This is a genomic window from Bacteroides sp. 41_26 (genome assembly GCF_949740115.1).
In the GTDB taxonomy this organism is placed as follows: Bacteria; Bacteroidota; Bacteroidia; order Bacteroidales; family Bacteroidaceae; genus Bacteroides; species Bacteroides nordii.
In genome coordinates this window covers 26,280-41,706 of record NZ_CATJGZ010000064.1, presented here as the reverse complement: position 1 = coordinate 41,706, position 15,427 = coordinate 26,280, and the positions used below count along the sequence as shown (strand labels likewise).

Here is a 15,427-nt window from a genome sequence, read left to right as displayed (position 1 = left end):
AAATCTAATGTATAGTCTTTTAAGAGGAAAATTTAAACAGGCTCTTAGATTGTTCTATTTTATTGTAGCTATTAATGTTTTGTGTATCAGTAATTCATTCGTTTGTTATTCAGAACGTTTATAAAGCAAACGGGGAGGTTAGACTGCCATTATTTTCAATGTAGCTGAAGATAATAAATGTGATGATCTGATTTTGTATTCATTCAACAAAATCAGGTTACGACCATTGCTTAGTATGTTCAGGAAGAGCTTTGAGACGATTCTTATTCTAATTTTTGATGAAATGACAGATATTTATGGGGGGAGTGGATCAGTAGTTATTTTACTTTTATATGATCGAATCCTTCTCCATAGACTCCGATAACGGCACTTTGTGAGACAAAAGCGTTTGGATCAATGTCCTTGATGATTCGGAATATGATGGTTGATTCTCTCTTTTTGGCCAGAATAAACATCATCTTTTGTTCTTTTCCTGTATAAAAGCCGGTAGCATTGATTATAGTTACCCCACGATGTGGATATTCGTTGATTTGTCTTCCTATCTCTTCGTATTTGGTGGAGATAATAAAGAACTGAACAGATTGTCGTGCACTGTTTACCACCTGATCCAGCACAAAACTGCAAACATAGAGGGTTACATATCCATAAACGACTTTTTCCCAGTCCTTCAGGATAAAGTAGCTGGATGAGATAATGATGAGGTCACAGATGAGCATAACTCTTCCCAATGTGATGTCCCGGTATTTATTGATAACGGCAGCAATAATATCGGTTCCTCCGGTACTTCCGTTAGCAGAAAAGGCAATGCCAATACCACTGCCACAGAAGGAAGCGCCCAGCACGCAAGCCATGAAGGGTTGATCGTGCAACAGAGTTACTCCTGCTGTTACTTTTTGAATGAGTGAAAGGAAAAGGGTGAGTGTCAGTACACCGAATATCGTTTTCAGGCTAAATTTGAATCCCAATACTTTGAGAGACAGCATTAATAAAATTGCATTGATGGCAAAGTATGTATATTGTACCGGAAATCCGGTAGCAAAGTAGACGATGGAGGCGATACCGGGTACTCCTCCGGTAGTGATATCATTGGGAAGTAAAAAAAGGGTCCAGCCGATTCCGTAGAGAATCATTCCTAAAGCTATCATAAGGTAGTCTCTTGCTTCTCTGGTTACAGTCTGTCCTGAGGGTTTTGATAGTATTGTTTTCATTAATATAGCCTTTGTATTTGTCCGTAATTTGTTTTTTATCCGTTTCTTTATTGTATGTGCTATAAGGACACACTGCTATGTGATAACCCTTTATATGAATAATTGACTTTATTGTATTTTAACAGTCTGTACATCCCTACATAATAAGAGTGCACACCTTTGTAATGTAAAGGTGCACACTCTTCCAATTATAACTTTAGGTTTGCTTTTTTATTGTAAACCTGCATATTATTGTTACTGATCTTTTTTCTGAAAGAAGATTCTCTAAAATACTTCTCTTATGTGTTTGTAATTTGAATTGATTGTATCAATTACCTCTTGTGAGCGTCCGTTAATCAATAGTTTGTACATGGATTGTGCAAAACCTACCATTTGTCCTATTTCAATTTTAGGAGGCATAGCCAGCGCATTCGGATCAGTCATGATATTAACCAGAACAGGACCGTCTATTTCGAAGGCATTGTATAGGGTAGTGAGCACCTTGTCAGGATCTGATACATTAAATCCGGTCATTCCCATTGCTTCTGCTACTTGTGCAAAATCCGGATTGAGCATGTTGGTTTGCCAGTCCGGCAATCCGTCTACTTCCATTTCGAGCTTCACCATGCCTAAGGAGCGATTATTGAATACGATGATTTTTATCGGAAGCTTATATTGTACAACGGTTTCCAAGTCGCCGAGTGTCATGGACAATCCTCCGTCACCACAGAGTGCAATAACTTGCTGGTCGGGGCGAGCCAGTGCTGCACCGATGGCTTGTGGCAATGCGTTTGCCATTGAACCGTGATTGAAAGAACCGAGCATATGGCGTCTCTCTGTTGCTTGTAAATAGCGGGCACCCCATACGCAGGTCATTCCCGTATCGACGGTGAAGATGGCATCATCAGAAGCTAACTTGTCTATTTCGGACATGACGTACTCCGGGTGAATCAGATTTTCTTTTCCTCTGTCTTCGGTGTAAGCAATCAGGTCTTTTTTCACACCTTCATAACGTTTCAGTTGCTTTAACAGGAATGAGTCGTCCTTTTTCTGTTGTAACATCGGCAGAAGTGCTTGTAGTGTCGATTTTACGTCTCCGCATAAACCGATGTCTACTTTGGCACGGCGTCCCAACCTTTCAGCTTTTATATCTATCTGAGCTATTTTTATATCATCGGGCAAGAAAGTAGAATAGGGGAAATCTGTTCCTAACATAACTAGTACTTCTGCTTCATGCATGCTGTAGTAACCCGAAGGCATTCCTAAAAGTCCGGTCATACCCACTTCATAAGGATTATCATATTGTACTTCCATTTTTCCTTTAAAGGTATAGGCAACCGGGGCATTGAGCCTTTCGGATAATTGGATAACTTCGTCGTGAGCCCCTCTGCAACCAATACCGCAAAATAATGTGATACGTTTGTAGTGATTCAGCATTGCTGCCAGTTGTATTAAGTCTTCTTCTGCAGGACAAACCGAAGAATCTTTTGGATAAATATGAACGGAAGAATCTACATTAACTGCCGATTTTTTTGCCAGGTCACCTGGGAGCCCTATTACGGAAACTCCTTTGCGGGTAGTTGCGGTTTGTAGAGCGGATTGCAACATACGGGGGAATTGTTGAGGAGTTGTTGCCACTTCATTGTAATAACTGCAATCGCTGAACAATTTGATTGTATTTGTTTCCTGAAAATATTCTGTTCCGAATTCTCCGGTAGGAATAGTGGAGGCAATAGCCAGAACCGGTGCACCTGAGCGTTGAGCATCATAAAGTCCGTTTATCAGATGAACATGTCCGGGACCACTACTTCCAGCACAACATCCTGGTAGTCCGGTTAGTTGTGCTTCTGCACCGGCTGCATAAGCACCTGTTTCTTCGTGGCGGACATGTATCCATTTCATTTCTTCGTTTTGCCTTACGGCTTCATTTACTTCGTTTAAGCTATCGCCTGTGACTGCGTAAATACGCTTAACACCTGCTTCAATCAATGTCTCTACAAGTTGATTTGCTACCTTCTTTGCCATATTTGTTATTCAGTTATAGGTTAATGTAATAATGAAATAACATATTGTAATGGAAAAAGGTTGTACGTTTAACGTATACTAATGACAGTAATGTATTGTACTATAAGATGATATTTGTGTTAAAAATGCCTTGTGTAATGGATTTTTAATACTCTTGCAATAACTATATTTGTGCTGATTTGTTAACTTTAAAGCATAAATGGTAACCGATTGTATTTTAACCTCTAAATAACTGTATTAAATGGATAAAATGGAAATAGGCTTGAATGCCGGGAAAGTTTGGCAGTTGCTTTGCAACAATGAAAAGTGGAGCTATGGTAGCCTTAAAAGGAAATCCGGGCTAAAAGACAAAGAGTTGGGAGCGGCTATTGGCTGGCTGGCCAGAGAAGATAAAATCGAGTTTGAACAGCAGGAAGAAGAACTTTACATTTACCTTTGTGTGAATGTGTATATCGGATAGTTGGACATAAGAGGGTATGTCAAAAGTAGTATTAGCTACCAATAAAACGCAGATTAACGCTAATTTGCGCAAGGATAAAATTGCATCTGCGCCAATTTGCGTTAATCTGTGTTTCTAAAGTCACGCATTGATATTTTTATCAGGCTTTTGACATAGCTTATATCAGCTTGTTTATTGGTCTTTAGTTTTTTTACTGATTTTGTTTTCAATAAGGAAAGCAGTGATAAGTCCTGCTCCTCCGAATAGCAATACGCTGGCACCATAAATGATGCTGGTCATTTGGCGTACATTCCAACTGATATCTTCCATAAATACATAGCGGGGAATAGAGACTGCACAGATAATGAAACCTATTAACAGTCCTAATCCTATACCGAGCATCAGGCATCCTCCTTTTAGTGCACTAAAAGACCGGTTGTGACTGTAGTCTGGCAAAGAAAATTTTCCATTTAAGTCCGTGGTTGTAATTTTGTCACTTAGCTTTTCAATAATCGCCATTCGTTCGCGTCTGCAAACAAAGAGTTCAAACAATTTATAAATTCCCAGTGTGATAATTCCCATAATAAGCGGAACCATAATAAAATCCATCATAATTGTATGTTTTTAAATGAATAATTTCGTTCTTTGTACTGTTTGACGCAGAAGAAAGAAAAAGGTTACAATCAGTAGTAAGTAGACAGTAGCTGGTAGTTGGTAATTAGAATTCTTTTGGAATGGCAAGGCCAATATGCTGCATAGATTCTTACTACTATCTACTTACTACTGTCTACTTACTACTGATTGTAACCTTTTCCTTCCCCCTGCGTCTAATGGATATCATGGTACAGAACGAAGAAGCACAATACATCGCACGAATCCTGAATGGAGAAACAGAATGCTTTTCTGTCTTTCTCGATCGCTACGGTCGTCCTCTTTATTCATTGATTGTGCAGATTGTAGGTTGTTCCGAAGATGCTGAAGAACTGGTGCAAGATGTGTTTCTAAAGGCTTTTAAGAATCTGAGTGGATATAAAGGAGATTGTATTTTCTCTACCTGGCTGTATCGGATAGCTTACAATACAGCTATATCGGCTGTCCGTAAAAAGAAGCATGAATTTCTTTATATAGAGGAGAATGCCATTAATAATGTACCGGATGAAAAAGTGGCAACTTTGTTTGAACCAACAGATGATGAAGAGCGTATTTCCCGTTTGGTACATGCTGTTGATTTGTTGAGTGTAGAGGAAAAAGCGTTAATAACTCTTTTCTATTATGAAGAGAAATCGATAGAAGAGGTTGGAGGAATATTAAAATTAACCGTTGCCAATGTCAAAGTGAGATTACACCGTGTTCGGAAGAAGTTATATTTACTAATGAATGAAGGTTGATTATGGATGTGAATGGAAATAATACTATTAAGAAAGCTTTGGAACGGAGGCAAACGACTGGACTTCCTTCCAATTTTTCCTTCCGTATGATGGAACAAGTACGGGCTGAGGCTCTGAAAATGGAAAGACGAAGAAAACGGATCACTGTTTTTTCTTTGAGTATTGCCGTTACTGTATTGATAGTATTGGTAGTGTATTGTTTGTTTTTCTATTTAGACTTTAGTGTGGTTGATTTTATGCCTCGTTGGAAGCCATCAGGAGCATCCTCCTCACTTTTAGGATTTTACAGCTACATCGCTCTACTATCTTTGGGACTGTTGGGAGCTGATTATTGGATTAGAAAAAAGAAGAAGTCAGCCTATAATAAATAAGTATAAGTAATACATCACAATTAAATGATTATTTAGCGGGTTATTATTGAAACGCAGATTAACGCGGATGAACGCAGATTTTCTGTAAGGGATATTATTTTCAAGCATAACGCAGCAACCTAATTTGCGAAAATCTGCGTTCATTTGCGTTTCAATAAATTCGTATTTATAGAGTATACTAATTTAGAATCAGTACTTATAAAAGAATAATGATTATGAATAAATTTTTTGCAAACTGGGATTTGGATCAACTTTTAGAGAATATCAAAGATATGGGTAAAAGTCTTGGCCGCACTTCAATGCGTCCGGTATTGTCTCTTTACTATGTGCTGAGGAGTCCGGAAACGCCACTGTCGGATAAACTTTTGATTGCTTCTGCTCTTTCTTATTTAGTTTTACCTATTGATTTGATATCTACAAGGCGGTGGCCGGTGATCGGGTGGGTAGATGAAATGGCAGCTGTAATGATAGCATATAAGAAAGTAAAAAGACACATTACCCCTGAAATAGAGTCCAAAGTGGATAATATATTGGAGAAATGGTTTCCGGCTTTAAAATATGAATTAATATCTTAACCTGCCTTGCTTTAACATTGTTAACGGGTTTTTGAACTATTACTTTTTATCTGCATAAGAGTACGTATTTTTCATATCAGAAAGTACGTACTCTTTTTATATAAAAATACGTATTTAATACATAGTTAAGTACGTATTTTGGCTTACCATATTATACAGGCTTGACAGGCTGAACTATTCTTTGTTAAGCCATCGTTTTTCTTTTATCACTCTCCTATGTTATTGCACGATTCTCCGGAATATTTTAATTGTTAAAAATCGATCTGTTTACTACCCTGTTTTCTTATATTCCTGTCTTATTATAAATGCGTTAAAACTTTGAATAAACTATAGTCAATTATGAAAAACCATCACGTGAGCAGAAAATCAAAGGTGTTTTCTGTCTGTTTTTTCTTGGTAATAATAGGTTTGTGGAGTACTAATATTGAAGCACAGGAGCAATATGCCTATAAGTATAATGTTACTTCCAATGGAGAAGATACGCTTTATTACCGATGTTTACAACCGGATAATCTTTGCTCCGGAAAGAAATACCCTTTGGTTTTGTTTTTACATGGTGCGGGAGAACGTGGAAATGACAACGAAACTCAACTAAAACATGGTTCAGGATTATTTCTCAATCCGGTAAATAGAGAAAAGTTTCCGGCTTTTGTAATATTTCCGCAATGTCCTAAAAAAAACTTTGGTCCTTTTATTGCTGAACCCTCTAACTTTGATGGAAGTAGTTTTCCGGAAACATTCGAGATGAGCCCTTTTATTATTCAGGTGAAAAACTTATTGGATGATTATATGAATAAGCCTGAAGTTGATAAAAGCAGGATATACATTATTGGTTTGTCGATGGGAGGAATGGGTGTCTACGATATGGTATGCCGTTTTCCGGATCTTTTTGCAGCGGCTGTTTCTATTTGCGGATCTGTGAATGTACAGCGGTTACCAAAAGCAAAGGAAGTCTGTTTTCGGATATTTCACGGAGAAAAGGATACGGCTGTGCCTGTAGAGTGTTCCAGGCAAGCTTATGAAGTATTAAAAAGATGCGGTGCTAAAGTCGAATATATTGAATTCTATGGATGTGATCATCTTTCCTGGAATCCGGCTTTTAATTTTCCTGATTTTATGGATTGGCTATTTGAGCAGCAGAAGTAAATTATGAGTTTTTGTGAATAGTACAAATGTTTTTATTTATCTTTGAAGTACAACAATCAAATCTTTTACTTAATTTGGCTAAAATGATGAGCCGATCTGGGAATTAACTATGGCTATTACACTAAAAGATGCCGTTATTATCACTGATAATAATGTCATAGAGCATTTGAAAAAGGGAAATGAGTGTGCTTTCCGTTTTATTTTCGATAAATATTATGATTACCTGTGCTTGATTGCGGATAGTTATCTGAGGGATAGTTTTATATCGGAAACGATAGTAGGAGAAATCATTTATAATTTGTGGGAAATAAAAGAGAGTGTGGATATTAAATATTCACTGCGGTCGTATCTGGTGCGAAGCGTGAAAAACCGCTGTATCAACTATCTTCAGCAGGAATATGTGCAACGGGAGGTCAGTATTAATCAATATGAAGATAAAGCGGCTATCGAAGAGCTGTTTTTTATCGAAAGCAAACATCCGTTGGAGAGTTTGCTTGAACAGGAACTGGAAAATAAAATAAATGAGGTGATAAATAGCTTGTCCCCCGAGTGTCGGCAGGTATTCCGGATGAGCCGTTTTGATAATATGAAGTATGAGGAGATAGCAAGTATGTTGAATATCTCTGTTAATACAGTAAAGTATCATATGAAAAATGCGTTGATGAAGTTAAGGGCAGAATTAAAGGATTATGTGATATCAATTCTTGTGTTATTAACGATCATTTAATAATTTTGAAACAAAATAGGATTATCAGACTACACAAAAACACGAGATACTTGTCTTAGTTATAGATTATGGAGAAACATATAACAAATATAGATAGCTTAATACTCTCTTTTCTGGAGAGGACCATTTCTTCCGAAGAATTACAGGCTTTGAGGAAATGGGTAAAGGAGTCTGCCGAAAATGAAACCTATTTCCGGCAGTTTGAAGAGTCATGGTTAGTTTCTGCCGGTTCTGCAGAGAAATCCCGTTTTCATAAAGAACAGGCTTACCAAAACTTCGTGGCCCGCATTAATAGTACTGACAAGAAAATAAAGAACAGGACTTTTCCTCTTCGTAAGGTGTTTTACTATGCAGCCTGCGTGCTCTTTATTTTCATGGCAGGAATTGGAACGCAATACTTATTTGAACGCTTTCAGGATAAAGAGCTTCTGACTTATTCTTTGGAAGCTCCCCGAAAAGCAAAGGTGAAGATGAGTTTGCCGGACGGAAGTTTGGTATGGTTGAATGCGGCATCTACTTTGTGTTATAACAACGAGTTTGGAGTAAGTAACCGTGATTTGACTTTGCAAGGCGAGGGATATTTTGAAATCAGTAAGAATCCTGAATTACCTTTGATTGTAACTTCGGGCAATGTAAAGGTGCGAGTGCTGGGTACTAAATTTAATGTACAGAACTATCAGGATGATGATGAGATTCGCGTGGCACTTCTGGAGGGTTCTATTGATTTTTCCGATAGTAGATATGATAAGTCTATTGTGATGAAACCCAACCAGCTGATAACTTGCAATAAAAGAACCGGAGTGCTGACTTTGAAGGATATCAATGCAGAATATGCTAATTCATGGATTTATGATGATGTTTTCTTTAATGAAGAGAAGTTGGGTACTATTGCTAAAGTTTTAGAGAGAGCTTTTGATGTTACTATTCATTTTGAAAATGATGATTTGAAGAACTTGATATTCTATGGAGACATCACGATAGAAGCTGATAATATAGTACAGATTATGGACATTATGGCAGCTACGAATAAGTTCAATTATCGTTATGATATGGATAAAAAGGAGATTCGTATTTATCATTAGTATTTCTTTCTTTTTCTGATTCTGTTCACCACAGAGTCGCACAGAGTTACACAGAGTTTTAAATCTCTGATGAAACGCGGATGAACGCAGATTAAAAGACTGTAGTTCTTTATCATCTATTTGTTTTTCTTTGCGAAAATCTGCGTTCATCCTGCGTTTCAATAAACCATCGCCTGTCGCACCTCCCCGTGCGGGAAGCACAAAATACAATTCACATGAAAGAGCAGCGCAAATGTTTCGTTTTTTACTGCATTGTTTTTGTATTCATAATTCAGCCTTTATCTCTTGTTGCTAAAGATTATCTGACGCTGGGTAGTGAACAACAAGGGTGGAGAGTACTCATTCATCCCGAAAGTGGAGTTATTCATCAATATCAGCAGCAAATAGGGAATGTATGGGAAATAATTCCTTTCAGAGAGGATACGTTGGCCGGTCCGGCCTGGAAAGGCATACGGCTGTCTCCATCCTCTGGTCAGCCCGGCACTTTTGAAGCAGAAACAGGAGCTATTCATTATGCACTCCGTTATCGTCCTGCAGCAGATCATTTGATTGTAGAGTGTATACTCTCCAATCGGGGAAAAGAAATCTTTGAACCGGAATATTCCCGTCTTTTTATTGGAATAGACTCAGAGATGAAAACATTTCCGGAGTGGGACACTAAGTTCTTTCCTACTTTACTACGGTGTGAGAAAGATTTTACCTGGGGATATTTCATGTCTCCGAGGCAGGTTATTATGGGAATTGGTATAGAAGAGCCAGTTGCTTCCTATGCATTGAATTATGTATATGAAGGTTTGTTGGAGTGGAAATGGGGACATCAGATAAAAACTGCAAGTCTGGACTTGCTGCATTGTTTGCCTTTACCGGAACGACATCCGCAGAACAAAATCTTGCTGAAACCTGGCGAGACTAAAAAATGGATACTCCATTTGGGAGGTATCGGTCAGCTGTCCGAAGTGAAAGAAACCTTGTCTCAATGGATACAAGCCCCGATGATTGAGTGTGACAAATACACGATCAGCGGAAAAGAGAAGAGTCGTCTGTATATTCACAGCCGGTATCCTTTGAAAAGTCTTATTGTAAAAGCTCCGGATGCTGCATTAACCGAATTATCCGTTGATAAGGTTTCTGAATACTTATATACAGCCAGTTTCGTACCTTCTGCTCAAAAAGGAGTTTATCAGATCAAGGCCACAACCACAAACAGGAAAACTGCAGAAGCGAGTATTTATGTACGCAACCCCTGGTCATGGTACATGAAAAATGCCCGTGACTTTGTTGCGCAGAATCCGCCTTTGTTCTCCAATGGTTGCGAAGCTTTCTATGGCTACTATACTGCTTTTCTTGCCGCCCGGCATTTTCCGGATACTTCTAAAGATAAGGGACTTGAAGAACGGTTCAATCGTACACTTCCGTTTTTTATAGATACTCTGACCTGGATTCCGAAGAAAGAAGCAGCACCGGACCGGGTGCAAAACTTCTCTTCGCTGATTGGTATGCTTGTTGATTTATGGGAGGCAACAGGAGAGATTAGTTATCTGGAGAAAGCGGCTCATATTGGTGATTATCTTTGTTCGGAGAAGGTTCAGTCCGCGGATGGTGCCTATCGTTCTAAAGGAACACATTATACAGCTGTAATTTATCCTGCAAAATCCATGCTCGAGTTGGTTACAGCCGAAAAGAACTTTATGGGGCTTCCCCAATGGAAAGAACGCTACGAAAGGCATCAAAAGTCGGCTTACAGAGCAATCGACGATCTGTTGTTGCGTCTGGACGATATTCAGACAGAAGGAGATATGACTTTTGAAGATGGGATGATAACTTGTAGTGCTTTACAATTGGCTTTGCGCGGTTTATCTGAAGAGGATTCTGGCAAACGTCAGCAGTATACGTCGGCAGCAGTTTATTTGATGGACAAACACCAGTGTCTGGAGCAGTTACTCATTCCTGATTGCCGCATGCGGGGTGGGACGCTTCGTTATTGGGAAGCGCTCGATGTCTATTTCGTTCCCAATCAGATTATGAATTCTCCCCATGGCTGGACGGCCTGGAAAATTTATGCCTCTTATTACCTTTATTTATTGACAGGGAAAGTACATTATCTTACTGATTTTATGGATACGTTAGGAGCATGTGCTCAGATTATGGACTTGAATGGACATTTACGCTGGGGATTTGTTCCCGATCCTTATATAAAAGGGATGGTTTGTGTGGAACGGAGTGACAAACGGCATGACTGGCATCCGGTAGATTCTATTGTTGGAGAGCAATATCTGGATATGATCAGTCCCTGGTTACGCCCCGATGACGAGAACTCTGTTTGTGCTTTTGGCGAACGGGGTGGTTCGGGAGATAATACAGTACAGGAAATTTTTAAAGTAATGGAGGAGTGTACTCTGACTTCTGCCTATGTAGTAATAGATGAAACGGGTAGGATACAAAGTTGGAATTGTTCGGCGGGGTATGAAAACGGAGTTCTTCGTATTGTTCCCGATGAAGATTTGATTAACGCTATTCATCTTAATTCATTCCGTAAGATAGAGGTGGAAACCAGTCTGGCAGGAAAACGCATCCGTAAAAGTTGTTTGCCCGGCATGAGATGGGTAAGAGATGAGCTTTAATTCAATATTTGTTCTCTTAGAGATACTTTTCTTTTATTCCTGAACCTCCTTTTTCTTATCGGTGAGGAACGATGTACGAGATGTACATGTCATACAGTACGAGATGTACATGTGGAGCAGTACGACATGTGCATCTCGTACTGCTTTACATGTACATGTTTTACATCGTTCCTCACTGGCCTTCGATCGGTTTCGTTAGGACTTCCGGTGGGTTTTATTCTATTGAAATATATTTTAAAAAAAGTCGGTTTTCAGACTACACAATTTCTTCCCGTACCTGTCTCTTATATAAACCGGAATACTTCGATCTATGTATACTATGTTTTGAGATTCCTGCTTTATTGTTTTTTCCGTATTAATCTTATTTAATCCTTATGATGAAAAAAAAATTAGGACTATTTACATTGCTGCTGTTTTGCTGGTGTACCCTGATCCAGGCACAGAATGTATCGCTTAACCTAAAGAATGTGACGGTTAAGGAAGCGCTTGAAGCCGTAAGAAAACAGACCGGTAAGTCTTTTTTCTTTAATGTAAATGACGTCAATATGAATCAGCGTATCACGATGAATATCAAAGACGAATCTCTGGATAAAGCTCTTACCCTCATACTCGAAGGGCAACAACTGAATTATGAAATAAGAGACAATCATATTGTTCTTTCCAAACTACAGGAAAAGGCGCAAGTTGGCAAAGAGCTTGCCGTAAACGGAAAAGTTACAGATGTCGCCGGAGAGTTACTGATTGGTGTGAATGTAGCCGTAGATGGGGTAGGGGTAGGAATCACCGATATTGATGGTAATTACTATATGAAAGTACCGGTGGGGAGTACGCTTACTTTTACGTATGTTGGCTATAAACCCCTCTCTGTGAAAGTGAAGGATAAGACTACCATTAATATAAGAATGGAGGAAGATAATAATGCGCTGGACGAGGTAGTGGTAATCGGTTACGGTACACAGAAGAAGGCAAACCTGACTGGAGCCGTGGGATATACGGATGCCAAAGCGATAGAAAACCGTCCGGTGGCTACTCTGGGACAGGCTATTCAAGGTACAATCCCTAACTTGAATATATCTTTTGGTTCCGGAAAACCGGGAGAAGCCACCAATATGAATATTCGTGGTTTTGCTTCTATCAATGAAGAGTCTAAGCCGTTGATATTGATAGATGGTATCGAGGGAAGCATCGATAATCTGAACCCGCGCGATGTGGAGTCCATTTCTGTATTGAAAGATGCCTCTTCTTCGGCCATATACGGAGCCAGAGCGCCTTTTGGTGTAATATTAGTTACTACCAAGAAGGGGAAAAGCGGAAAGATGCAGATCAATTATAACGGGCGTTTCAGTTTCTCGACCGAGACAACAAATACTGACTTTATTACGACCGGATATGATGCGGCTAAATTGGTGGACGGCTTCATGCGTTCGTACAACGGAAGTTCTTATACCCGTTATACCGAAGATGATTACAAAGAACTTGAAGCCCGGCGGTATGATAAAACAGAGAACCCCGAACGTCCGTGGACAGTGGTACAAAACCGTACGGGAGAAGATACGTATATGTATTATGCCAATTTTGACTGGTATAATTACCTGATAGATTCCAGTCGGCCAACCTGGGATAATAATGTGAGTATATCCGGTGGTACTGATAAGATAAATTATCTGGTAAGCGGGAACTTCAATACGCAGACCGGTATCTATGCACAGAATCCGGATAAATATAAAACCGGTAATCTCAGGGCGCGTCTCAATGCAGAGGTAAAACCGTGGCTGTCTCTTAACTTTGCCACAAGTTTCTTCTCATCTAAATATTCGGCTCCGGGATTGGGACACGGGAACAATCTGCCCAACTATACTTTCCATGCAATGCCGTTCCTGATGCCGTATAATCCGGACGGAACCCATGTATTCAGCAACCCGGTCATTTCGGAGCAACCCACTGACGGGGTACATATAATGACTGCCGATGGTAATTCTAAATCTGTGGAGGACAAGAAGCAGATAACCTATACGGTGGGTGCAACATTTAAATTGTATAAAGGGCTGTCTCTCAATACAAATTATAGCTTTAAATATAATACGGTTGATTATATGGAGCGTACGGCAAAGTCGCAATATTCTCAACATCCGGGAGTATCGGAAGATGCCGGTGGTTCATTATTTAAGAATAAGTTGCGGCAACTGAACGAAAGAACTTATTATCACAGTGTGGATGCTTATTTAAGCTATGACCAGTCTTTTGGCGGACACAATCTGCGTGCAGTAGCCGGTTTCAACTATGAACAGAGCGCTTATAAAAGAATTTACGGAACCAAACTGAACATACAGTCGAACAACCTGAACGACTTTAACCTGGGAGATATTGGTAAGGATGTCACTTTGGAAGGAGGACAGGATGAATGGGCTCTATTGGGCTATTTCGGACGTTTGGGTTATGACTGGAAAGGCAAATACCTGGCTGAGGTAAACGTTCGTTGGGATGCCTCTTCCCGTTTTCCGAAAGATCAGCGTGCCGGTATTTTCCCTTCTTTCTCGGCAGGATGGCGCATCAGTGAGGAGAAATTTTTTGAACCGGTTCGTAATGTTGTTTCTAATCTGAAAGTGAGAGGTTCGATCGGTGCATTGGGAAATCAGGCGGTTAAGGATTGTTATCTTTATCTGCAAAAATTAAGTATGGTGCAGTTTGATGGTTACCTTATCGATGGCGAGAAACTGACTTATGCAGAAGTTAGCCCTCCACCTACCGCAGGTAATCTTACATGGGAGACCATAATACACAAGAATTTGGGTATTGACTTGGGATTCTTTGATAACCGGTTGACTTACAGTGCGGATGTCTTTATTCGGGATACACGGGATATGCTCATACCGGGTAAAGTGTTGCCGGGTGTATATGGAGCAACCCAACCACGTGAAAATGCAGCGGACTTACGTACCAAGGGATTTGAAATGACTCTGGCCTGGAATGATAGTTTCACTCTTCTGGATAAGCCGTTTAGTTATAATCTGTCACTGAGTCTGGCAGACAGCCGTTCACATATCACGAAGTATGACAATCCTTTGAAAGAGTTCAGTAAATCCAGTTACTATGTAGGGATGGAAATTGGTGAGATATGGGGTTATCACGTATCAGGCCTGTTTAAAACAGATGAAGAGGCGAAAGCCTATCAGGAAGCCATAGATCATAGTTATGTTTGTAAAAATATCCTTGAAACGGCTATTGGAGAGAATAAAGGTCTGAAAGCAGGTGATATGATTTTTGAAGACCTTGACGGCAGCGGAAGGATAGATGATGGAAAGAAAACAGCAGATGACCGTGGAGATATGCGTATTATCGGTAATTCGAGACCGCGCTATACCTATAGTGGTAACCTCGGGTTTACCTGGTCCGGCATTGACTGTTCGGCCTTCTTCCAGGGAGTAGGACGTCAGAACCGTTATCCGGGAGGGAATGCAATGCTTTTCTGGGGAGGATTTGCCCGTCCTTATGCTTCATTCACTCCGGTTGACCTGCCTGATAATATCTGGTCGGAAGAGAATCCTGATGCTTATTTTCCGAGAATGCGCGGATATGCAGCACAAGGTGACCGTTCACTGGCAAAGGTGAATGACCGTTACTTACAGAATCTGGCTTATTGCCGTCTGAAAAACTTCACAATCGGTTATACGATACCACGTGCGTGGACTGCTAAAGTAGGAATGGACCGGGTGAGATTTTATTTTAGCGGAGATAATCTGTTGACATGGACGAAGCTAAAGACTGATTATGTAGATCCTGAACAGTTCTCTGCCGATGCTGATGCGCGTGTATATCCTTATGCCAAAACATTCTCGTTTGGTTTGGATGTAACCTTTTAATTAACC

12 protein-coding genes are annotated in these 15,427 nt (G+C 39.8%); 9 read left to right on the top strand and 3 right to left on the bottom strand.

The window, feature by feature from the left end; translation table 11 throughout:
• Positions 1-317: 317 nt before the first annotated feature.
• Together QX565_RS08075 and QX565_RS08070 are read right to left on the bottom strand one after the other, a co-directional pair.
• Complete coding sequence (locus QX565_RS08075; protein ID WP_221650777.1) at positions 318-1,208, bottom strand: YitT family protein; 891 nt, start codon at positions 1,206-1,208, stop codon at positions 318-320.
• 264 nt (positions 1,209-1,472) lie between these two features.
• The gene (locus QX565_RS08070; RefSeq protein ID WP_289292366.1) at positions 1,473-3,212 is read right to left on the bottom strand and encodes a thiamine pyrophosphate-dependent enzyme; all 1,740 of its coding nucleotides are present in this window, start codon (positions 3,210-3,212) and stop codon (positions 1,473-1,475) included.
• A 241-nt stretch (positions 3,213-3,453) separates the two neighbouring features.
• On the opposite strand from QX565_RS08070, the gene QX565_RS08065 reads away from it, so the two are divergent.
• Positions 3,454-3,672, top strand: a complete 219-nt coding sequence (locus QX565_RS08065; RefSeq protein WP_122200800.1) for a winged helix-turn-helix domain-containing protein — start codon at positions 3,454-3,456, stop codon at positions 3,670-3,672.
• 171 nt (positions 3,673-3,843) lie between these two features.
• Here QX565_RS08065 and QX565_RS08060 read toward each other — a convergent pair whose 3' ends face one another.
• Positions 3,844-4,260, bottom strand: a complete 417-nt coding sequence (locus QX565_RS08060; RefSeq protein ID WP_221650813.1) for a DUF6249 domain-containing protein — start codon at positions 4,258-4,260, stop codon at positions 3,844-3,846.
• Between the two features lie 230 nt (positions 4,261-4,490).
• On the opposite strand from QX565_RS08060, the gene QX565_RS08055 reads away from it, so the two are divergent.
• From QX565_RS08055 to QX565_RS08020, 8 genes are all read left to right on the top strand, one after another.
• Positions 4,491-5,039 (top strand): RNA polymerase sigma factor, encoded by a 549-nt coding sequence (locus QX565_RS08055; protein WP_221650814.1) that lies wholly within the window; start codon positions 4,491-4,493, stop codon positions 5,037-5,039.
• A 2-nt stretch (positions 5,040-5,041) separates the two neighbouring features.
• Positions 5,042-5,410 carry a hypothetical protein gene (locus QX565_RS08050; RefSeq protein WP_221650779.1) on the top strand — a complete coding sequence of 123 codons (369 nt, stop codon included), beginning with the start codon at positions 5,042-5,044 and terminating at the stop codon, positions 5,408-5,410.
• Between the two features lie 215 nt (positions 5,411-5,625).
• Entirely contained in the window at positions 5,626-5,985 is a 360-nt protein-coding gene (locus QX565_RS08045; protein WP_370634155.1) for a YkvA family protein, read from the top strand.
• 339 nt (positions 5,986-6,324) lie between these two features.
• Positions 6,325-7,131 carry a carboxylesterase family protein gene (locus QX565_RS08040; protein WP_255586119.1) on the top strand — a complete coding sequence of 269 codons (807 nt, stop codon included), beginning with the start codon at positions 6,325-6,327 and terminating at the stop codon, positions 7,129-7,131.
• Positions 7,132-7,240: 109 nt separating this feature from the next.
• Positions 7,241-7,858: an RNA polymerase sigma-70 factor gene (locus QX565_RS08035; RefSeq protein ID WP_122200797.1), complete on the top strand. Its 618-nt coding sequence runs from the start codon at positions 7,241-7,243 to the stop codon at positions 7,856-7,858.
• A gap of 68 nt (positions 7,859-7,926) precedes the next feature.
• A complete protein-coding gene (locus QX565_RS08030; protein WP_196039732.1) occupies positions 7,927-8,940 on the top strand; it encodes a FecR family protein in 1,014 nt (337 codons plus the stop codon).
• Positions 8,941-9,155: 215 nt separating this feature from the next.
• Positions 9,156-11,561: a hypothetical protein gene (locus tag QX565_RS08025; RefSeq protein WP_289292361.1), complete on the top strand. Its 2,406-nt coding sequence runs from the start codon at positions 9,156-9,158 to the stop codon at positions 11,559-11,561.
• Positions 11,562-11,935: 374 nt separating this feature from the next.
• Positions 11,936-15,421, top strand: coding sequence for a TonB-dependent receptor (locus tag QX565_RS08020; RefSeq protein WP_289292360.1), 3,486 nt, complete (start codon positions 11,936-11,938; stop codon positions 15,419-15,421).
• Positions 15,422-15,427: the final 6 nt, after the last annotated feature.